The sequence below is a fragment of the Streptomyces sp. NPDC006687 genome, from assembly GCF_040636215.1.
Taxonomy (GTDB): Bacteria; Actinomycetota; Actinomycetes; order Streptomycetales; family Streptomycetaceae; genus Streptomyces.
In genome coordinates this window covers 115,035-133,694 of record NZ_JBEYJJ010000010.1, presented here as the reverse complement: position 1 = coordinate 133,694, position 18,660 = coordinate 115,035, and the positions used below count along the sequence as shown (strand labels likewise).

The window sequence follows — 18,660 nt, the reverse complement described above, 5'->3', positions numbered from 1 at the left end:
TGGAGCGCTGGCTCGTCCCACCCCTCTGACCGGACAGGTGGTACAGCGATGGCCGAAACCCCGCAGCTGTGGATCCGCAGCGAGACCCGCCCCACCGAACGCCGCGCGCCGCTGACCCCCGAGGACGCCGGGCTCCTCGTCCGCCGCGGCGTACGGATCACCGTGGAGGACTCCGCCCACCGCGTCTTCCCGCTCGACGCGTACGCCGCCGCCGGCTGCCGTACCGCGCCCGCCGGTTCCTGGGCGCGGGACGCGCCCGGGACGGCGTACGTCCTCGGCCTGAAGGAACTCCCGCCGGCGCCCGAGGCCCTGCACCACCGGCACGTCTACTTCGGCCACGCCTACAAGGGCCAGCCCCAGGCCCCCGGGCTGCTGCGGCGGTTCGCCGTGGGCGGCGGGACCCTGCTCGACCTGGAGTACCTCGCCGACGCCGAGGGCCGCCGGCTGGCCGCCTTCGGCTACTGGGCCGGCTACGCGGGCGCCGCGCTGGCCGCCCTGCACGCGCGGGGCCGGCTGACCGCCCCCCTGGTCCCGGCGCCCCGCCGGGAACTGGACGCCCGGCTGCGGGAGGCGGCGCCCGGGGGCTTACGGGCCCTGGTGATCGGCGCCGGCGGCCGCAGCGGGCGCGGCGCCTGCGACGCCCTCACCACCGCCGGGATCGCCGTCACCCGCTGGGGGCGCGGGGCCACCCGCCGCCTGGACCGGGCCGCGCTGCTGGACCACGACATCCTGGTCAACGCGGTGCTCACCACCCGGCCCGTGCCGCCCTTCCTGACCGCCGCCGACCTGGAGAGCGGCACCGGCCGGCTCTCGGTCATCGCCGACATCACCTGCGACACCGGCTCGGAGCTGCACCTGCTCCCCGTCTACGACCGACTCACCGACTGGACGACCCCGGTCCGGCGGCTGCGCGGCGGCAGCCGGCCGCTCGACGTGATCGCCATCGACAACCTGCCCTCGCTGCTCCCGGCCGAGGCGGCCCGGGCCTTCTCCGCGGACCTGCTGCCCAAGCTCGCCGACCTGCACGCCCCGTCCCCCGACCCGGACTGGCTCCGCTGCCGGGCGGCCTTCACCACGGCGATGCGCGCCCTCACCGGCCCGGACCGGGCGGCGTAGCCGGCGCACCGCAGGCCCGGACCGGGCGAGGAAGCCGGCGCGCCGCAGGCCCGGATCAGCCCGCGTACAGGACGGCGACCGGCCCGCGCCGCGCCGTCCTGTCGGGCAGCTCCCAGCCGGCGGTGACCCGGCCGAGCGTCCCGGGAGCGGCCCGGCCGGTCCCCAGCACCCGCACCAGCTCCAGGCCGAGCCGCCGCCCGTCCGCCTCCACCGCCAGACGGGTTCCGTCCGGTCCGTCCTCCACGGCCACCACCACCGCACCCGCCGGGAGGACCTCCCCGTCCGACTCGGCCACGACGGTCGGGTCGGCGGCGTCCGTCACGCTCTGCTGCTGGGGCTCGGCGGCGCCCCGGAGGAGGGCGAGCAGCCGCTCGGTGAACACCGGGTCGTGGGCCCCGTCGTAGATCCAGCGGGTACCGAGGACCCCGTGCTCGGAGGTGCCGACGAGCCCCGCCTCGGCGCCCTCCAGCGGGGCGCCGCGGTAGGTGAGCGGCACCAGGTAGGCGACGGGCTCACCGCCGGAGGCGTCGGTGACGACGATGAACTCGATGCCCACCTCGCCCTCCGGGTCGTCGAGCCGGAACCCGCCGGCCGGCGTCAGCTCCGGCGCCGGGGACGCGCCGGCGTACCAGGGCCGGGTGGGCAGCCAGCCGGCGAGCAGCTCCCGCTTGCCGGGCTTCATGGTGGTGCGGTGGATGACGGCCATGTCCGGTCAACTTCCTTCGTGGGTGCGGCTTCGGGGGCGGGGTGCCCCTGGTTTGATCATGACAGCCCGCCCCCTCGGCCCACCTCACCCGTTCACGGGGCGGACGTCAGGTACATCCCGCTCTGGTCGCTCCCGGCGGTGTTCTTGCAGCTGGAGGCCGAGTTCGCGGGCTGGGCCACGGCCAGGGCCAGGCAGCGGCCGACGGCCAGCTGGCCGAAGTAGTTCGGGTGCATGGACTCCTGGACCAGGCCCTGGGTCTCGTTGTTGTCGATCCAGCGTGCCCACTCGCTGCTCTGCCCCGACGCGGGGACCGCCGAGGTGACCTGCTTGCTGGCCTTGGCGCAGACCTCGCGCCCCTGGAGCATGTCGCGCAGGTCCAGGAACTGGGTCCCCTTGGCCGCCGCCACCTGCTTGAGGCGGTTCGCGAGCTGCGGGACCAGGGAGTCCCGGGCCCAGTCGGAGTCACGGTTCCAGAAGGGGCAGCCGCCGCTGTTGAGCCGGCTCCAGTCGCTCTGGGTGTAGCGGTTCTCGGCGCCGCGCGGGATCGGGGAGGGGTAGGACTGCAGGACGATGCGGTAGGAGGAGTCCGTGTAGCCGGCCTGGCGCATCACCGCCCGGATCTCGTCCACCGACTTGCCGACGTTCGCCATCACCCCGTCGATCTTCTCGTCCACGCCCGCCTGCTGGTCGTCGTAGCAGTACGAGTTCCAGAGCACGAAGTCCATCGCGCACTCCTTGATGATGTCGGCGAACCCGAGATCGTTGCCGCCGACGGAGAGCGCGATGACCTTCACGTTGCGGCTCGCGGCCACGGCCGCCAGCTGGTCGGCCTGAGGGGCCTCGCCCTTGTAGGACACGCCCCCGCTGGAGGCGCGGAAGACGTTCTGCGAGGTCGCCCCGGAGCAGGCCAGGTTGACGGCCGTCTCGGCGACGGCGCCCGCGCTGAGCACCTCGGCCGAGTCCGAGCGGTCGCAGCCGCCCGCCGTGGCGCCGTACACCTTCGCGGGGTCGTAGCTGCTGCCGCTGACCCACGCCCGGTCGGTGCCGTTCCTGCTCCCGCTGTTGGTCAGGCTGTTGCCCTTCCAGCGTCCGGCCTCGCCGGAGATGTAGCTGTCGCCCATGGACACGACGGCGGTGGGACCCGTCCCGGGCCCGGCCGCCGCCGGCCCGGCCCCGCCGAAGAGCAGCGCGCCGGCGGCGAGCGGTGCGACCATCCCGGCACCGGCCACCCGTCGCACACGGCCTCGGGCGGCCCGGTCCTTGCCGGCCTTGCGGAATCCGATCACTGCGGAACTCCTGCGGTCGGCCACGCCGAAGTCGCCAACAACTTCGGTGCGTGGCTTGGAAAGTGGGGGTACCGCCGGCGCCGGTGGCATCGGAAAGGTGGCACGCGCCCGCTTGTTACCGCTAGGTACAGTCGGATTACGATGACGTAACGCCCGACCGGTCGGTCGGGACATGGCTCCGCCCCCGGGCCCTGGGGGGCGGCGGGGGCGGAGGGGGTTCGGCTGCTGTGCGATTCAGCCGAAGTGGTGTCAGCCGGTCAGCTGGTCGTACGCGGGAAGGGTGAGGAAGTCCGCGTAGTCGGCGTCCAGGGAGACCTGCAGGAAGAGGTCGTGGGCCTGCTGCCACTTTCCGGCCGCGAACGCCTCCTCGCCGGCCTCGGCGCGGATCGCCGCGAGTTCCTCGGCGGCGAAGGAGCGGGTGAGTTCGGCGGTGGCGCGCTCGCCGTTCTCGAAGACGACTCCGGCGTTGATCCACTGCCAGATCTGGGAGCGGGAGATCTCGGCGGTGGCGGCGTCCTCCATGAGGCCGAAGATGCCGACGGCGCCGAGGCCGCGCAGCCACGCCTCGATGTAGCGGATGCCGACCTGGACGGCGTTGCGCAGGCCCTCGTAGGTGGGGCGGGCGTCCAGGGAGTCGATGGCGATCAGGTCGCCGGGGGCGACGGCGACGTCCTCGCGGAGCCGGTCCTTCTGGTTGGGCTTCTCGCCCAGGACGGCGTCGAAGGAGGCCATCGCGATCGGGACCAGGTCGGGGTGGGCGACCCAGGAGCCGTCGAAGCCGTCGTGGGCCTCGCGGTCCTTGTCGGCCTTGACCTTCTCGAACGCGACCCGGTTGGCCTCGGCGTCCTTGCGGGAGGGGATGAAGGCCGCCATGCCGCCGATGGCGTGCGCGCCGCGCTTGTGGCAGGTGCGGACGAGCAGTTCGGTGTAGGCGCGCATGAAGGGGGCCGTCATCGTCACCGCGTTGCGGTCCGGCAGGACGAACTTCTCGCCGCCGTCACGGAAGTTCTTCACGATGGAGAACAGGTAGTCCCAGCGGCCCGCGTTGAGACCGGAGGCGTGGTCCTTGAGCTCGAAGAGGATCTCCTCCATCTCGTAGGCCGCGGTGATGGTCTCGATGAGGACGGTCGCGCGGACGGTGCCCTGGGGGATGCCGACGTAGTCCTGGGCGAAGACGAAGATGTCGTTCCAGAGGCGGGCCTCCAGGTGCGACTCGGTCTTCGGGAGGTAGAAGTACGGGCCCTTGCCGAGGTCGATCAGGCGCTGGGCGTTGTGGAAGAAGTAGAGGCCGAAGTCCACGAGGGAGCCGGAGGCCGGGCCGCCCTCGAAGCGCAGGTGGCGCTCCTCCAGGTGCCAGCCGCGCGGGCGCATGACCACGGTGGCGAGCTGCTCGGCGGGCTTGAGGGCGTACGCCTTGCCGGTGCGCGGGTCCGTGAAGTCGATCCGGCGCTCGTAGGCGTCGATGAGGTTGAGCTGGCCGAGGACCACGTTCTCCCAGGTGGGGGCCGAGGCGTCCTCGAAGTCGGCGAGCCAGACCTTGGCGCCCGAGTTGAGGGCGTTGATGGTCATCTTGCGGTCGGTCGGACCGGTGATCTCCACGCGGCGGTCGTTCAGGGCGGCCGGTGCCGGCGCGACCTTCCAGTCACCCTCGCGGACCTGTGCGGTGTCCGGGAGGAAGTCGAGCGTGGAGGTGCGGGCGATCTCGGCGCGCCGCTCGCCGCGTCGGGCGAGGAGCTCGGCGCGGCGGGGGGCGAACCGCCGGTGGAGCTCGGCCACGAAGGCGAGGGCCGCATCGGTGAGGACTTCGTCCTGCCGGGGCAGGGGCTCGGCGTCGACGATGGCCAGCGGGGACGGCGCTGGTGCGGACATATCTGTCACTCCTTCAGCGGCGGTGCCTTGCGGCCGCGGGGAATGCTCGCGCGAGACGGCACGCAGTGCCGTCGGGTGTGGAGAGTTCCGGTCAACGGTCGCGGGCGCCGTCTGGGGGTTCAGGGCGCTTCTGACCAGTGGATAGTAATTTCCTCATGGTGGAAGTTCAATGGTTTGTTGATGTCGAGATTCTCTGAGTCGACAGATTCCCGCTCCCTGTGGCCCTCAGTGCCATCACGGTCACAGCCCGCTCAGGCCCGGCTCCAGGCCGCCTCAGGCGAGACGTGCCAGGTCGGACGGGGTGTCGATGTCGAAGGCGGCCGCGACGTCCCCGCACTCCACCAGGATGACCTCGCCGGCGTGGTTCCTCAGGTGGACACGCGCACCCTGGTCCCCGGTCGCCGTCGCCGCGATGTCCGCCCAGCGGGCCGCCCCGAACAGCACCGGATGCCCGCGTTCCCCGTCGTACGAGGCCGCCACCAGGCTGTCGGGGGAGCGGTACGCCTCCCGTACCCGGGTCACGGCCGCCGGCCCGATGCCTGGCTGGTCCACCAGGGACACCAGGGCCGCGCCGGCCCCCGTACCGCCCAGCGAGGCCAGGCCCACCCGGAGGGAGGAGCCCATGCCCTCAGCCCAGTCGGGGTTGTCCACGACCACGCATCCGCTCAGGTCGGCACGCTCGCGGACCTCCGCGGCAGAGGCGCCCAGCACCACGTGCACCGGATCGCAGCCGGCCTCGCGCAGCACGCGTACGGCGTTCTCCACGAGGGGCCGGCCATGGTAGGGGAGCAGGGCCTTGGGGCGCCCGCCGAGGCGGCGGCCGCCGCCGGCGGCCAGGAGCAGGCCCGCGATCACCGGGGGAGCGGACGGACGGGTGTGTTCGGCTGCTGACATGGGAGCGATTCTCGCGCCTTCCCCCGTACGGGTGCGCGCCGTACGGGCGGACGCCGCCCGAGCAGACGCCGTATGCCTGCGGCCAGTGCGGCGCCGATCCGCAGCGGCGCGCTGATCCGCTGTTCGGCGGCCGCCAGCAGGACCCGCTCGTCACGGTCGGTCAACGGGTCGCCGGACGTCGAGGAGGACATCGAGGACGACGGCGGGAACGACATCGGGGACGACGACATGGGCCTCTCCTTGCCATTTACGGGCCAATGAGGGGAGTCTGGCCCCTGATTGGCCCGGCAGGCAGAGCCAATCAGGGGAGGTTGGCATGGCGAACGGGCGAGTGGTCCACACAGTGGCCGACAGAGCGGTCCACGGAGCGGTCCACAGGGCGGTCCACAGCGTGGCCCCCCGGGCGGTCCCCGCGGCGGACACGACGCTCGGCAGCCGTCAGGTCGCGGCCATGCTCCCGGCACAGGTGCTGGCCCGCCCCGGCTACCGCTCCCTCGCCGACGCGCTGCGCACCCTGATCCTCGACGGGCGGATCGCCCTGCACGTCCGGCTGCCCGCCGAGCGGGAGCTCGCCGAAGCCCTCGGCGCCAGCCGCGCCACCGTCACCGGCGCCTACGACCTGCTGCGCGGAAGCGGCTACCTCCGCAGCCGGCGCGGCTCCGGCACCTGGACCGAGCTCCCCGAGGGCCACGGCCCGGTCGGTGCCCACCTGCCGACCGCCGGCTCCGGCGCCCGGGCCGGCGGGGAGGCCGGCATCGACCTGGCGATCGCCGCCATGGGAGCCCCCGAGGACAGCCTCGCGGAAGCCCTCGCCTGGGCCGTGCCCCGCCTGCCCGCCCTCGCCCGCAGCCCCGGCTACCACCCCTTCGGCCTGCCCGACCTGCGCGCGGCCGTGGCCGACCGGTTCACCCGGCGCGGCCTGCCCACCCGCCCCGAGCAGATCCTCGTCACCGCGGGCGCCCAGCAGGCGTTCGCCCTGGTCGTCAGCCTGCTCTGCCGGCCCGGCGACCGGGTCCTCACCGAGAGCCCCACCTACGCCAACGCCCTCGACGCCCTGCGCCACGCCCGGCTGCGCACCGGCTCGGTCCCCGTCTCCGACGCGGGCTGGGACATGGAGACCGCGGAGTCCGCGCTCCACCGGACCCTCCCGCGCCTGGCGTACACCATCCCCGACTTCCACAACCCGACCGGCGCCCTGATGCCCGAGGAGCACCGGCTGCGGCTGCTGTCGGCCACCCGCGCCACCGGGACCTGGCTGGTGGTCGACGAGACCATCGCCGACATCGCCCTGGACGTGCCGGCCCCCGCGCCGCTGGCCTCGCTCGCCCCGCGCTCCGGCGCCGACCACGTGATCACCATCGGCTCGCTGAGCAAGAGCCACTGGGGCGGGCTGCGGGTGGGCTGGATCCGGGCCACGGCCAGGCTGGTCAACGAGCTGACGGCCGTACGGGTCTCGGCGGACATGACGGGCTCGGTCCTCGACCAGGTGGTGGCCCTGCCGCTGCTGGAGGGCCTGGACCGGCACCTGCCCAGGCGGCTCGCGGAGCTGCGGGTGCGGCGCGCGGCCCTGGTGGGCTCGCTGGAGCGGCACGCCCCCGAGTGGTCCTGGCGGCTGCCGCCGGGCGGCCTCTCGCTCTGGGTGGACCTGCGTGAGCCGGTCAGCTCGGCCCTGGCCGAGCGGGCGGCCGCCGCGGGGGTGCACATCGGCCGGGGCGCCCGGTTCGGCGTCGACCCGGGCACCTTCGAACACCGTCTGCGCATCCCGTACACCCTGCCGCCCGACCGCCTCGACGAGGGCGTACGCCGGCTCGCGGCGGCCTTCCACGACGGCGTGCCGCTGGCTCCGGCGGTGGAGCGCCCCTACTGGGTGGCGTGAAGGCCGGCCTGGGGGGGCCGGCCGGCGGGGCCGGTCAGCTGTGCCGCAGCTCCGCCCAGGTCGCGGCGTCCACCGCGCCGGTCACGGGCAGGGCCCGCCGCTCCTGGAAGGACCGCGTGGCCGACGCGGCGTCGGGCCCGAAGACGGTCGCGGGCTCCTCGTCGGTGGCCCGCAGGCCGGTCCAGAAGGCCAGCAGGCAGCGCGCCTCCAGGACCGTCCGCCCCCGGTCGCCGAGGGCGAGGGGCGGGGGCGGGGTGCGGTTGTCGTAGCCGCAGCTCAGGCCGGTGAGCTCGGGCTCGGCGGCGGCGGAGGCCGCGGCGGCGGAGCCGAGGAGGAGGGAAACGGCGAGTGCGGCCGAGGCCGCGGTGCGTGTCAGTAAGGAGGTCATGGTCCAGACCTTAATGATCACCGTGGGTCCGGCGAAAGCGATATTCAGGGCGTGCGGATCAGCCGCCGCGTGGCCGCCGCCGCCACCGCCGCCGTACGGGAGTCCACCCCGAGCTTGGCGTAGACGTGCACCAGATGGGACTTGACGGTGGCCTGGCTGAGGAAGAGCCGCTTGGAGATCTGCTGGTTCGACAGGCCGTCCGCGACCAGCTGGAGCACCTCCAGCTCCCGCTTCGTCAGTGCCTCGGCGGGCGTCCGCATCCGGTCCATCAGCCGCAGCGCCACCGCCGGGGCCAGCGCCGACTGCCCGGCCGCGGCTGTGCGCACCGCGGCCGCCAGCTCCTCCGGCGGGGCGTCCTTGAGCAGGTAGCCCGAGGCGCCCGCCTCCACCGCGGCGAGGATGTCCGCGTCCGTGTCGTACGTGGTCAGCACCAGTACCCGGGGGGCGCCGGGGCGGGCGGTGATCGCCGCCGTGGCCGCCGAGCCGTGCATCCCGGTGCCGAACTGGAGGTCCATCAGGACGACGTCCACCGGCTCGGACGCCGCCAGCTCCACGGCCCGTTCCGCCGTCGCCGCCTCCGCGACCACCGCGAAGTCCGGTTCGGTGTCCAGCACCGCGCGGAGCCCGGCGCGGACCACCGGGTGGTCGTCGGCGAGGAGCAGCCGGATGGTCATCGTCAGGTCTCCAGGGGCAGCGGCAGGGTGACGGCCACGGCGGTGCCCTGGCCCGGTCCGGACTCCACGGTGAACAGCCCGCCCAGCGACTCGGCCCGCGCCCGCATCGCGGGGAGGCCGAACCCGCCGTCGCCGGAGGGCGCCCGGTCGGGGTCGAAGCCGCGGCCGTCGTCGACGACGTCCAGCGTGACGGAGCTGTCCATGAAGGTCAGGGTGATCTCCGCCCGGCCGGCCCGGGCGTGCCGCACCACATTGGCCAGCGCCGACTGGGCGATCCGCAGCAGGGCCACCTCGTACGGGGTGGGCAGCTCGCGCAGGACGCCGCTGACGGAGAACCGCACGCGCGGGCCCGGCGCCCCCGAGCACAGCCGCTCCAGCGCGGCCGCCAGCGAGCCGTGTTCCAGGTCGGGGGGAGTCAGCGCCCGGACGAACCGGCGCGCCTCGGCGAGGTTGTCCTGCGCGGCCTCCCGGGCCCGGGCGATATGCCCGAGCGCCGCCGCCACGGAGGCCGCGGACACGGCCGCTGCCGGGGCCGCCGGGGCCGCAGACGTGCTCGGGGCTGCCGCCCTGCCCGCCGGGGTAGCCGGACCCACCGGTGCCGCCGAGACTGTCGGGGCCGCCGAGAACGCCGGGGCCGCCCCGGGCACGACGTCCGCCGGGGCGGGGACGGGGCGGGTGGGCGCCGGGTCCTCCGAGAGCGTGCGCTCCGCCGCCCGGAGCAGCAGCTGGATCGAGGACAGGCCCTGGGCCAGGGTGTCGTGGATCTCGCGGGCCAGCCGCTCCCGCTCGGCGAGGATCCCCGCCCCCCGCTCGGCCGCGGCCAGCTCGGCGCGGGTGGCGATCAGCTCCTCGATCAGCTCCCGGCGCCGCTCGCTCTCCCGGTACAGCGCCTGGTAGCCCAGGACGGTGGCCACGGCCACCGCCCCGCCCAGCAGCGGCCCGAGGAAGGCGCCCGGGTTGGCGGCGCCGGTGTGCGCGACGAAGCCGCCGATCGCCCCGCACGCCGTCACCGCGACGGCCGCGAGCGCCCAGCGCAGCCGCAGCAGGTGCAGCTCCAGGAAGTACAGCGGGAACGCCAGCCACAGCCCGTCGGGGGAGAGGGCGAGCAGTGCGGCCCACACCGCGCCCATCCCGGCCAGCCACACCCCGGCCGCGCGCGCCGACCGCCCGACGGCCGGGGCGCGTACGCCGGCCGCGTACCCGGCGGCCAGCAGGGCGCAGACGGCGGCGGTCCACCCGGCCCGGGGCGCGGAGCCGGTGACGGCCCGGGCCGCGGCCAGCGCCAGCAGCCCGGCGAAGAGGGCGTGCAGGCACAGCCGCAGGACGCGGGTGACGGGGGTCAGGGGGCGGGCGGGCGCGGCGGAGGACATCGTCCGACCAGCGTAAGCGGGCCGGCCAGGGCACCGGTCAACCGAAAGTTCGATATCGGGATGCCTCCTTCGATACCAGGATCCCTCCCGTGGCGCGATGTGCCCGGCCCGGGCCCACGGCCAAGGTGGGGGACATGTTCGTCGCATGGAGAGATCTCCGGTTCGCCAAGGGCCGCTTCGCCCTCATGGGCTCCGTCGTCCTGCTCATCACCCTGCTGGTCGGCCTGCTGTCCGGGCTGACCTCCGGCCTGGCCCGGGAGAACATCTCGGCCATCACCGGGCTGCCGGCCTCACGGCTGGCCTTCGCCGTCCCGCCCGGGGACCAGAAGGTCTCCTTCACCAGCTCCCAGCTGCCCGAGAGCGCCTGGCGGACCTGGCGCGGGCGCCCCGGCGTCAAGGCGGCGGAGCCGCTCGGAATCCGCACCACCAACGCCGTGGCCGGTGAGCGCACCGCCGCCGTCTCCGTCTTCGGCGTCGATCCCGGCGGTCGCCTCGCCCCCGCCGGGACGGGGCTGGGCCGGGGCCGGGTCGTCCTCACCGAGAAGGCCGCCAAGGAGCTCGGCGGGCTCACCGCCGGGGACCGGCTCAGGGCCGGGCCCCTGGAGCTGACGGTCGCCGCCGTCTCGGGCACCGCCGCCTACAGCCACACCCCCGTCGTCTGGGCCGCCCTGGACGACTGGCAGCGCCTCGCCGGCCCCGCCGTCCCCCAGGAGGCCACCGCCACCGTCCTCGCCCTCGCCGGCTCCGGGGAGGTGGACTGGGCCGCCGGGGACCGGGCGGCCGGCACCCGCAGCCAGACCGTCGGCGAGGCGCTGGGGGCCCTGGGCTCCTACCAGGCCGAGAACGGCTCGCTCCAGCTGATGCGCGGGTTCCTCTTCGCCATCTCCGCGCTGGTCATAGGCGCCTTCTTCACGGTGTGGACCATCCAGCGCAGCGGTGACATCGCCGTCCTGAAGGCCCTGGGCGCCTCCACCCCGTACCTGCTGAAGGACGCCCTCGGCCAGGCCGTGGTGATGCTGGCGATCGGCACCGGCGCCGGCACCGCGCTCGCCTCCGGCATCGGCGCCCTGATCAGCGGCGGCGACGTGCCGTTCGTCCTCGACGCCGCCACCGTGCTGGCCCCCGCCGCGATCATGATCGTGCTCGGCGTGCTGGGCGCGGCCCTGTCCATCCGGCGGATCACCGCCGTCGACCCGCTGACCGCCCTGGGGAGCGCCCGATGACCCTCCACCTGCACGACGTCACCCTCACCTACCCCGACGGCGACGGCCGGCTGACCGCCCTCGACGCCGTGGAGCTGGAGGTGCCCGCCGGGACCCTGACCGCGATCGTGGGGCCCTCGGGCTCCGGGAAGTCCAGCCTGCTGGCCGTGGCGGCCACCCTGGTCACCCCCGACGCGGGACGGGTGCTCGTCGCCGGCCGGGACACCGCACGGCTCGGCGCCGCCGAGAAGGCGGCCCTGCGCCGCGAGGAGATCGGCATCGTCTTCCAGCAGCCCAACCTGCCGGCCTCGCTGACCGCCGCCGAGCAGCTCCTGGTGATGGCCCACCTCTCCGGCCGGCCCTCCCGCCGGCTGCGCGGCCGGGCGCTGGAGCTGCTGGACGCGGTGGGCCTGGCCGACAAGGCCGACCGGCGCCCCCACCAGCTCTCCGGCGGGCAGCGCCAGCGCGTGAACATCGCCCGCGCCCTGATGAACGAGCCCTCGGTGCTGCTGGTCGACGAACCCACCAGCGCCCTGGACCACGAGCGCGGCTCGGCCGTCCTCGACCTGCTGGTCACCCTCACCCGCGAGCGCTCCACCGCCACCGTCCTGGTCACGCACGACCGCGCCCACCTGGACCGGATGGACCGCACGGCGACCATGACCGACGGCCGGCTCACCCACGGCGCCGCCGAGCCCTCGGCCGCCTCCGCCCCGGCGGCCTGAGCAGGCCCGCTCCACCCCGGCCCGCACACGCGTGAGCCCCGGCGCCCCCACGGGGGAGAGCGCCGGGGCTCACGTCCTGCGTACCGGCCTACGCGGGGCTCTGGCTCTGCAGGGCCACCGACAGCTCCGCGGCCACACCCTGGAGGATCGGCACGAAGGACTCGGCCACCTCCTGCGTCACCCGGCCGGCCGGACCCGAGATGGAGATCGCGGCGGCGGTCGGCGAGTTCGGCACCGACACGGCCAGGCAGCGGACCCCTATCTCCTGCTCGTTGTCGTCGACGGCGTAGCCGCTCCTGCGGACCTGCTCCAGGGCCTCCAGGAAGCCCTCGGGCGTGGTGATGGTCTTCTCGGTCGCCGCCGGCATACCGGTACGGGCCAGCAGGGCGCGTACCTCCTCGGCCGGGGTGTGGGCGAGCAGCGCCTTGCCCACGCCGGTGGAGTGCGGCAGCACCCGGCGGCCGACCTCGGTGAACATGCGCATGGAGTGCTTGGACGGCACCTGGGCGACGTAGACGATCTCGTCCCCGTCGAGCAGGGCCATGTTGGCGGTCTCGCCGGTCTCCTCGACCAGACGGGCCAGGTAGGGGCGGGCCCAGGTGCCCAGCAGCCGGGCCGCGGACTCGCCGAGCCGGATGAGACGCGGCCCGAGGGAGTACCGTCGGTTGGGCTGCTGCCGGACGTAGCCGCAGGCGACGAGGGTGCGCATCAGGCGGTGGATGGTCGGCAGCGGCAGACCGCTCGCGGCGGAGAGCTCGCTCAGGCCGACCTCGCCCCCGGCGTCGGCCATCCGTTCGAGCAGATCGAAGGCGCGCTCAAGGGACTGGACGCCACCGCTGGCGGCGGTGGGCTTGGCGGAAGCGTCGGTGGTGCTGGCGCTGGACGTCGGCACGGCGCGGTCCTTTCGGTGCTGGCAGGCAAGGAAGCAGCCTACCGGTCGCTCGACGTCGGCCCTAGAGCCGGGCCTCGGCCGTCCCCGCCGGTCAAAGGCGGTTTGTCCTGGTGGCGGACACCCTCGGAAGGTACCCGCCGGGGTACCCGTGGCGGTAGCTACATTCTGGATAGTGAAATCCTAATTCCATCTAGTGGAAACATCCAATTGCGACGGGGGTGGGTCGGCCGTCCGTCCGGGGGCTCTTGACGGGCTCCGGATCGGGGGGAAGACTCCGTCAACAGAACGTTGAATTTCGCTCTGTGGAAGTAGATGGGGAGGTTCCGGTGGCCGATGCGGCTGTGGAACTGGTAGTGCGCTCGACACGCGTCATCACCCCCGAGGGGACGCGCGCCGCCTCGGTCGCCGTCGCCGGCGGGAAGATCGCGGCCGTGCTGGCGTACGAGGCCGAGGTGCCGGCCGGAGCCCGGGTCGAGGACTTCGGTGACGACGTCCTGCTCCCCGGCCTGGTGGACACCCACGTCCACGTCAACGACCCGGGCCGCACCGAGTGGGAGGGTTTCTGGACGGCGACCCGCGCGGCCGCCGCGGGAGGCGTCACCACCCTCCTCGACATGCCCCTCAACTCCCTCCCGCCCACCACCACGGTCGACCACCTCCGCGTCAAGCAGGAGGTCGCCCGGGCCAAGGCGCATGTGGACGTGGGCTTCTGGGGCGGCGCCCTGCCCGACAACGTCAAGGACCTGCGCCCCCTGCACGACGCCGGCGTCTTCGGTTTCAAGTGCTTCCTGTCGCCCTCCGGCGTCGAGGAGTTCCCCGAGCTCGACCAGGAGCAGCTGGCCGCCTCCCTCGCCGAGATCACCGGCTTCGGCGGCCTGATGATCGTCCATGCCGAGGACCCGCACCACCTCGGCTCCGCGCCCGTCGTGCCCGGCCCCAAGTACGCCGACTTCCTCGCCTCCCGTCCGCGCGACGCCGAGAACACCGCGATCGAGAACCTGATCGCCCAGGCCCGGCGGCTCGGCGCCCGGGTGCACGTGCTGCACCTGTCCTCCAGCGACGCGCTGCCGCTGATCGCCGCCGCCAAGGCGGAGGGCGTGCGGATCACCGTCGAGTCCTGCCCGCACTACCTCACCCTGACCGCCGAGGAAGTGCCCGACGGCGCCAGCGAATTCAAGTGCTGCCCGCCCATCCGCGAGGCCGCCAACCAGGACCTGCTCTGGGAGGCGCTGGCCGACGGCACCATCGACTGCATCGTCTCCGACCACTCGCCCTCCACCGCGGACCTGAAGACCAGCGACTTCTCCACCGCCTGGGGCGGCATCTCCTCCCTCCAGCTGGGCCTGCCGGCGATCTGGACCGAGGCGCGCGGCCGCGGCCACTCCCTGGAGGACGTCGTCCGCTGGATGTCCGCCGCGCCGGCCCGCCTCGCGGGGCTGTCGCAGAAGGGCGCCATCGAGGCCGGCCGCGACGCCGACTTCGCCGTCCTGGCCCCCGAAGAGACCTTCACCGTGGACCCGGCGCACCTGCACCACCGCAACCAGGTCACGGCGTACGCGGGCAAGACCCTGCACGGCGTCGTGAAGTCCACCTGGCTGCGCGGTCGCAAGATCGCCGACCACGGCACCCCGACCGAGCCCACGGGCCTCCTCCTTGAAAGGCAGAACTGACAGTGGCGATTGCATCCTTCACCGGTAACGCGAACCCGTACGGAGGCGGCGACCCGTACGCCGACTACCGCACCGCGGAGTTCGAGTTCACCCAGTACGCCAACCTCGCCGCCCGCGAGCTGGGCGCCGGTGTCATCGCCGCCAACGACGAGTTCTTCGCCGAGCGCGAGAACCTGCTGATCGCCGAGGCCGCGCACTTCGACCCCGAGCACTTCGGCCACAAGGGCAAGGTCATGGACGGCTGGGAGACCCGCCGCCGCCGCGGTGTCTCCGCCGAGCAGCCCTGGCCGACCGCCGAGGACCACGACTACGCCCTGATCCGCCTCGGGGCCCCCGGCGTCATCCGCGGCATCGTCGTGGACACCGCCCACTTCCGCGGCAACATGCCGCAGGCCGTGTCCGTCCAGGCCGCCGCCGTCGAGGGCTCCCCGACCGCCGAGGAACTCCTCTCCGACGACGTCAAGTGGACGACCCTCGTCGAGCGCACCCCGGTCGGCGGCCACGCGGCCAACGGCTTCGCCGTCGACGTCGAGCAGCGCTTCACGCACCTGCGCCTCAACCAGCACCCCGACGGCGGCATCGCCCGCCTGCGCGTCTACGGCGAGGTCCGCCCCGACCCGAAGTGGCTCGCCGCGCTGGGCACCTTCGACGTCGTGGCCCTGGAGAACGGCGGCTCCGTCGAGGACGCCTCCAACCGCTTCTACTCCCCGCCGACCAACACCATCAACCCGGGCCGCTCCCGCAAGATGGACGACGGCTGGGAGACCGCCCGCCGCCGTGACAACGGCAACGACTGGATCCGCTACCAGCTCGTCGCCGAGTCCGAGATCCGCGCCGTCGAGATCGACACCGCCTACCTCAAGGGCAACTCGGCCGGCTGGGCCTCGCTGTCGGTCAAGACGGGCGAGGAGGGCGAGTGGACCGAGTTCCTGCCGCGCACCCGCCTGCAGCCCGACACCAACCACCGCTTCGTGCTGGACACCCCGGCGGTCGGCACGCACGTCCGGATCGACATCTTCCCGGACGGCGGCTTCTCCCGCCTGCGCCTGTTCGGTTCGCTGACGGAGGCCGGCGCGGCCGTGCACGCCGCCCGCCACCAGGAGCTGGGCGGCTGAGTCCGCGCCGCCCGCCGGCCGCCTCGGGGGCCGACACCCCCGGGGCCCGGCAACGGCCCGATGGGCGCACCGCGAACGCGGTGCGCCCGTCGGCGTTCCCTCAGGCGGCGTGGCCGCCGTCCACCGAGAACTCCGCCCCGGTGACGTACGCCGCGTCCGGCCCGGCGAGGAAGGACACCAGGGCGGCCACCTCCTGCGGCGTGCCGTAGCGCCCGAGCGCCGTCAACGACCGCTGCGCGTCGGCGTACGGGCCGTCGGCCGGGTTCATGTCGGTGTCCGTCGGCCCCGGGTGCACCAGGTTCGCGGTGATGCCGCGGGCGCCGAGCTCCCGGGCGAGGGCCTTGGTCAGGCCGGTCATGGCCGCCTTGCTCATCGCGTACAGGGTGCCGCCCGGCCCGGGGACCCGCTGCACCATGCAGCTGCCGACGGTGACGATCCGTCCGCCGGGGCCCATGTGCTGGGCGGCCGCCTGCGCGGCCAGGAAGGCGCCCCGGACGTTGACGGCGAGGACCCGGTCCACGTCGGCGGCGGCGAGCGTCCCGATCGGGCCGAGTACGCCCGCGCCCGCGTTGTTGACCAGGACGTCGAGCCGTCCCAGCGCGCGGACGGTCTCCTCCACCGCCGTCCGGGAACCGTCGGCGGAGCCCGCGTCGGCCCGTACCGCCAGCGCCCTGCGGCCGAGGGCCTCCACCTGGCCGGCCACCTCGGCCGCGGCCCCGTCACCGTTGACATAGGTGAGGGCGACGTCGAAGCCGTCCGCCGCCAGCCGCAGTGCGGTGGCCGCCCCGATCCCCCGGCTGCCGCCCGTCACCAGAGCCACCGTGTCGTCGTTCATTCCCGCTCCCTTCCGAGCTGTTTGGTTGCGAGTTCAATCAAATCGGCCGGGGGTGGGCGGCGCTGGCGGGAATCCGACCTGGCGTTCACGCGCGCCGCGCCGATGAGTGAGGGGCCGGGCGGGAGTCTGGAAGGGGAGCAGGTCACCGACACAAGGAGCGCCGAGCCATGGGCAAGCTGACCCTCACCACCTTCCTGACCCTCGACGGGGTGATGCAGGCCCCCGGAGGGCGGGAGGAGGACAGCAGCGACGGGTTCCGCTACGGGGGCTGGCTCGCCCCCCACGCCGACGCCGGTATGCAGGAGTTCATGGAGGAGGTCTTCAGCCGCGCCGGCGCCTTCCTGCTCGGCCGGCGGACGTACGAGATCTTCGCCGCGTACTGGCCGCACCACGACGACCCCGCGAACCCGATCGCCGCAAGCCTCAACCGGCTGACGAAGTACGTCGCCTCCACCACCCTCGAAGACCCCGCCTGGGGCCCGGCCGCCGTCCTGGACGGGGAGCACCTCCAGGCGGAGGTCGTCCGGGCCAAGGACGCCATCGGGGGCGAGCTCCAGGTGCACGGCAGCGGGCGGCTCGCCCAGTGGCTGCTCGCCCGGGACCTGGTCGAGGAGCTGAACCTCCTGGTCTTCCCGGTCTTCCTCGGCGCGGGCCGGCGCCTGTTCCCCACCGGCGGCCTGCCCACCGCCTGCGAGCTGGCCGCCTCCCGCACCACCAGCGGCGGGACGGCCATCCACACCTACCGCCCGAAGGGCCGGGCCGTCTTCCGGGACTTCGAAGCCTGACCCCGGCCCGGGCGCGGGCACCCCGGTCCCGGGACTCCACACGGCCCTGCCGTTTGGCCGGTAATCGCCTCTTCCGGATTTGATCACCGGGCCTACTGTGGCCGGATGCCCGTCCCGCCCGCGCTACAGGTCCGGGAGCTCCTCCAGCCGTACCGGGCGCCGCTCCCGCCGCGAGCGCTCGCACGCCTCCGCGATCCGGAACGCGGCCAGCGCCTCCCGGCCGTCGCACGGGTTGTCCCCCTCGCCGCGCACCAGCCGGACGAAGGCCGCCAGCTCGGCCTCGTAGGCGGGTCCGAACCGCTCCAGGAAGCCGGTCCACGGCTTGCTCGCCGGGGGCGGCCCGTGCGGTTCCGTCGAGGCGATCGGCGTACGGTCGTCCAGCCCGCAGGAGACCTGGTCCAGCTCCCCGGCGAGCTCCATCCGCACGTCGTACCCGGCGCCGTTGCGGCGGGTGCCGGTGCTGGAGACCAGGGTCCCGTCGTCCAGGGTGAGCACCGCCGCGGCCGTGCCGATGTCGCCGCTCTCGCGGAAGACGGCCGCTCCCGCGTCCGAACCGGCCGCGTACACCTCGGTGACCTCCCGCCCGGTCACCCAGCGCACCATGTCGAAGTCGTGCACCAGGCAGTCCCGGTACAGCCCGCCCGAGGCGGTGAGGTAGGCGGCGTCCGGCGGGGCCGGGTCGGCGGTCGTGGTGCGGACGGTGTGCAGCCGCCCCAGCGCACCCGAACGGACCAGCTCCCGCGCCGTGCGGTAGCCGGGGTCGAAGCGGCGCATGAAGCCCACCTGGAGCAGCCCGCCGGCGGAGGCCACCTCGCGCAGCACCGCCAGGGTCCGGGCCAGGTCCGGGGCCAGCGGCTTCTCGCAGAACACCGGCAGCCCGCCGCGCACCGCCCGGACGACGAGCTCGGCGTGCCCCTCGGTGGCGCAGGCCACGACCAGCGCGTCCACGCCCCAGGTGAAGACCTGGTCGACGGCGGGCGCGGCGGTGGCGCCCAGCCGGTCCGCGAGCCGCGCGGCCCGCCCCGGCTCGGCGTCGGCCAGCAGCAGGGAGCCGGCGTCCCGGTGGCGGGCCAGCGCGGCCGCGTGGAAGGAGCCGATCCGGCCCGTTCCGATGAGCCCGATGCGCATGCACTCAACGTGACCCCGTACGGGGGACCTGTCAATCCGCGCCCGCACGCCCCGATGACCCCGCATGGTCCACTGTGGCGGATACTGGGCGGCTGACACCGGAAATGACCGATTCATGACGGACGAGGG

The 18,660-nt window shown here is 74.3% G+C and carries 18 protein-coding genes; 8 read left to right on the top strand and 10 right to left on the bottom strand.

The window, feature by feature from the left end:
* The first annotated feature begins 48 nt into the window (after nucleotides 1-48).
* Entirely contained in the window at nucleotides 49-1,116 is a 1,068-nt protein-coding gene (locus ABZ716_RS15515; protein ID WP_358959331.1) for a saccharopine dehydrogenase, read from the top strand.
* Between the two features lie 55 nt (nucleotides 1,117-1,171).
* Here ABZ716_RS15515 and ABZ716_RS15510 read toward each other — a convergent pair whose 3' ends face one another.
* The 4 genes from ABZ716_RS15510 to ABZ716_RS15495 all read right to left on the bottom strand — a co-directional run bounded on the left by ABZ716_RS15510 (nucleotide 1,172) and on the right by ABZ716_RS15495 (nucleotide 5,871).
* Nucleotides 1,172-1,822, bottom strand: a complete 651-nt coding sequence (locus ABZ716_RS15510; RefSeq protein WP_358959328.1) for a 1,4-alpha-glucan branching protein — start codon at nucleotides 1,820-1,822, stop codon at nucleotides 1,172-1,174.
* A gap of 92 nt (nucleotides 1,823-1,914) precedes the next feature.
* Nucleotides 1,915-3,198: a GDSL-type esterase/lipase family protein gene (locus ABZ716_RS15505; RefSeq protein ID WP_358959325.1), complete on the bottom strand. Its 1,284-nt coding sequence runs from the start codon at nucleotides 3,196-3,198 to the stop codon at nucleotides 1,915-1,917.
* A gap of 159 nt (nucleotides 3,199-3,357) precedes the next feature.
* Complete coding sequence (aceB, locus tag ABZ716_RS15500; protein WP_358959323.1) at nucleotides 3,358-4,977, bottom strand: malate synthase A; 1,620 nt, start codon at nucleotides 4,975-4,977, stop codon at nucleotides 3,358-3,360.
* Between the two features lie 273 nt (nucleotides 4,978-5,250).
* The gene (locus tag ABZ716_RS15495; RefSeq protein ID WP_358959320.1) at nucleotides 5,251-5,871 is read right to left on the bottom strand and encodes a nucleotidyltransferase family protein; all 621 of its coding nucleotides are present in this window, start codon (nucleotides 5,869-5,871) and stop codon (nucleotides 5,251-5,253) included.
* A 72-nt stretch (nucleotides 5,872-5,943) separates the two neighbouring features.
* Here ABZ716_RS15495 and ABZ716_RS15490 point away from each other — a divergent pair, with 72 nt between their 5' ends.
* Together ABZ716_RS15490 and ABZ716_RS15485 are read left to right on the top strand one after the other, a co-directional pair.
* Complete coding sequence (locus tag ABZ716_RS15490; RefSeq protein WP_358959318.1) at nucleotides 5,944-6,132, top strand: hypothetical protein; 189 nt, start codon at nucleotides 5,944-5,946, stop codon at nucleotides 6,130-6,132.
* Between the two features lie 130 nt (nucleotides 6,133-6,262).
* Nucleotides 6,263-7,747 carry a PLP-dependent aminotransferase family protein gene (locus ABZ716_RS15485; protein WP_358959316.1) on the top strand — a complete coding sequence of 495 codons (1,485 nt, stop codon included), beginning with the start codon at nucleotides 6,263-6,265 and terminating at the stop codon, nucleotides 7,745-7,747.
* 34 nt (nucleotides 7,748-7,781) lie between these two features.
* Here the strand turns inward: ABZ716_RS15485 and ABZ716_RS15480 are convergent, their stop codons facing one another.
* The 3 genes from ABZ716_RS15480 to ABZ716_RS15470 are packed head-to-tail and all read right to left on the bottom strand — an operon-like array spanning nucleotide 7,782 to nucleotide 10,179.
* Nucleotides 7,782-8,135, bottom strand: a complete 354-nt coding sequence (locus ABZ716_RS15480; protein WP_358959314.1) for a peptidoglycan-binding domain-containing protein — start codon at nucleotides 8,133-8,135, stop codon at nucleotides 7,782-7,784.
* A 44-nt stretch (nucleotides 8,136-8,179) separates the two neighbouring features.
* Entirely contained in the window at nucleotides 8,180-8,809 is a 630-nt protein-coding gene (locus ABZ716_RS15475) for a response regulator transcription factor (RefSeq protein WP_358813213.1), read from the bottom strand.
* Nucleotides 8,810-8,811: 2 nt separating this feature from the next.
* Entirely contained in the window at nucleotides 8,812-10,179 is a 1,368-nt protein-coding gene (locus ABZ716_RS15470; RefSeq protein WP_358959309.1) for a sensor histidine kinase, read from the bottom strand.
* A 134-nt stretch (nucleotides 10,180-10,313) separates the two neighbouring features.
* Between ABZ716_RS15470 and ABZ716_RS15465 the strand changes: the two genes are divergently transcribed.
* Nucleotides 10,314-11,402: an ABC transporter permease gene (locus ABZ716_RS15465; RefSeq protein ID WP_358959307.1), complete on the top strand. Its 1,089-nt coding sequence runs from the start codon at nucleotides 10,314-10,316 to the stop codon at nucleotides 11,400-11,402.
* Nucleotides 11,399-12,106 carry an ABC transporter ATP-binding protein gene (locus tag ABZ716_RS15460; protein WP_358813216.1) on the top strand — a complete coding sequence of 236 codons (708 nt, stop codon included), beginning with the start codon at nucleotides 11,399-11,401 and terminating at the stop codon, nucleotides 12,104-12,106. The genes ABZ716_RS15465 and ABZ716_RS15460 overlap by 4 nt, the downstream gene beginning before the upstream one ends.
* A gap of 88 nt (nucleotides 12,107-12,194) precedes the next feature.
* On the opposite strand, the gene ABZ716_RS15455 is transcribed toward ABZ716_RS15460, so the two are convergent.
* Complete coding sequence (locus ABZ716_RS15455) at nucleotides 12,195-12,998, bottom strand: IclR family transcriptional regulator (RefSeq protein WP_351879746.1); 804 nt, start codon at nucleotides 12,996-12,998, stop codon at nucleotides 12,195-12,197.
* A gap of 326 nt (nucleotides 12,999-13,324) precedes the next feature.
* Here ABZ716_RS15455 and allB point away from each other — a divergent pair, with 326 nt between their 5' ends.
* Nucleotides 13,325-14,668, top strand: a complete 1,344-nt coding sequence (gene allB / locus ABZ716_RS15450; RefSeq protein WP_351879749.1) for an allantoinase AllB — start codon at nucleotides 13,325-13,327, stop codon at nucleotides 14,666-14,668.
* Nucleotides 14,669-14,670: 2 nt separating this feature from the next.
* On the top strand, nucleotides 14,671-15,783 hold the full coding sequence (gene alc, locus ABZ716_RS15445; RefSeq protein WP_358959304.1) for an allantoicase: 1,113 nt from the start codon (nucleotides 14,671-14,673) through the stop codon (nucleotides 15,781-15,783).
* 100 nt (nucleotides 15,784-15,883) lie between these two features.
* On the opposite strand, the gene ABZ716_RS15440 is transcribed toward alc, so the two are convergent.
* A complete protein-coding gene (locus tag ABZ716_RS15440; protein ID WP_358813218.1) occupies nucleotides 15,884-16,618 on the bottom strand; it encodes an SDR family oxidoreductase in 735 nt (244 codons plus the stop codon).
* 167 nt (nucleotides 16,619-16,785) lie between these two features.
* Here ABZ716_RS15440 and ABZ716_RS15435 point away from each other — a divergent pair, with 167 nt between their 5' ends.
* Nucleotides 16,786-17,403 (top strand): dihydrofolate reductase family protein, encoded by a 618-nt coding sequence (locus ABZ716_RS15435; RefSeq protein WP_358959302.1) that lies wholly within the window; start codon nucleotides 16,786-16,788, stop codon nucleotides 17,401-17,403.
* Between the two features lie 123 nt (nucleotides 17,404-17,526).
* Here the strand turns inward: ABZ716_RS15435 and ABZ716_RS15430 are convergent, their stop codons facing one another.
* Nucleotides 17,527-18,531 carry a Gfo/Idh/MocA family oxidoreductase gene (locus ABZ716_RS15430; RefSeq protein WP_358813220.1) on the bottom strand — a complete coding sequence of 335 codons (1,005 nt, stop codon included), beginning with the start codon at nucleotides 18,529-18,531 and terminating at the stop codon, nucleotides 17,527-17,529.
* Between the last annotated feature and the right edge of the window lie 129 nt (nucleotides 18,532-18,660).

Bases quoted from the DNA above. Each gene is read 5' to 3' on its own strand.
- ABZ716_RS15495 (WP_358959320.1), bottom strand. From the start codon at position 5,871: ATGTCAGCAGCCGAACACACCCGTCCGTCCGCTCCCCCGGTGATCGCG.
- ABZ716_RS15470 (WP_358959309.1), bottom strand. From the start codon at position 10,179: ATGTCCTCCGCCGCGCCCGCCCGCCCCCTGACCCCCGTCACCCGCGTC.
- ABZ716_RS15515 (WP_358959331.1), top strand. From the start codon at position 49: ATGGCCGAAACCCCGCAGCTGTGGATCCGCAGCGAGACCCGCCCCACC.
- ABZ716_RS15440 (WP_358813218.1), bottom strand. From the start codon at position 16,618: ATGAACGACGACACGGTGGCTCTGGTGACGGGCGGCAGCCGGGGGATC.
- aceB (WP_358959323.1), bottom strand. From the start codon at position 4,977: ATGTCCGCACCAGCGCCGTCCCCGCTGGCCATCGTCGACGCCGAGCCC.
- ABZ716_RS15465 (WP_358959307.1), top strand. From the start codon at position 10,314: ATGTTCGTCGCATGGAGAGATCTCCGGTTCGCCAAGGGCCGCTTCGCC.
- ABZ716_RS15510 (WP_358959328.1), bottom strand. From the start codon at position 1,822: ATGGCCGTCATCCACCGCACCACCATGAAGCCCGGCAAGCGGGAGCTG.
- ABZ716_RS15480 (WP_358959314.1), bottom strand. From the start codon at position 8,135: ATGACCTCCTTACTGACACGCACCGCGGCCTCGGCCGCACTCGCCGTT.
- ABZ716_RS15435 (WP_358959302.1), top strand. From the start codon at position 16,786: ATGGGCAAGCTGACCCTCACCACCTTCCTGACCCTCGACGGGGTGATG.
- ABZ716_RS15460 (WP_358813216.1), top strand. From the start codon at position 11,399: ATGACCCTCCACCTGCACGACGTCACCCTCACCTACCCCGACGGCGAC.
- ABZ716_RS15475 (WP_358813213.1), bottom strand. From the start codon at position 8,809: ATGACCATCCGGCTGCTCCTCGCCGACGACCACCCGGTGGTCCGCGCC.
- ABZ716_RS15490 (WP_358959318.1), top strand. From the start codon at position 5,944: ATGCCTGCGGCCAGTGCGGCGCCGATCCGCAGCGGCGCGCTGATCCGC.
- ABZ716_RS15430 (WP_358813220.1), bottom strand. From the start codon at position 18,531: ATGCGCATCGGGCTCATCGGAACGGGCCGGATCGGCTCCTTCCACGCG.
- ABZ716_RS15505 (WP_358959325.1), bottom strand. From the start codon at position 3,198: ATGCCACCGGCGCCGGCGGTACCCCCACTTTCCAAGCCACGCACCGAA.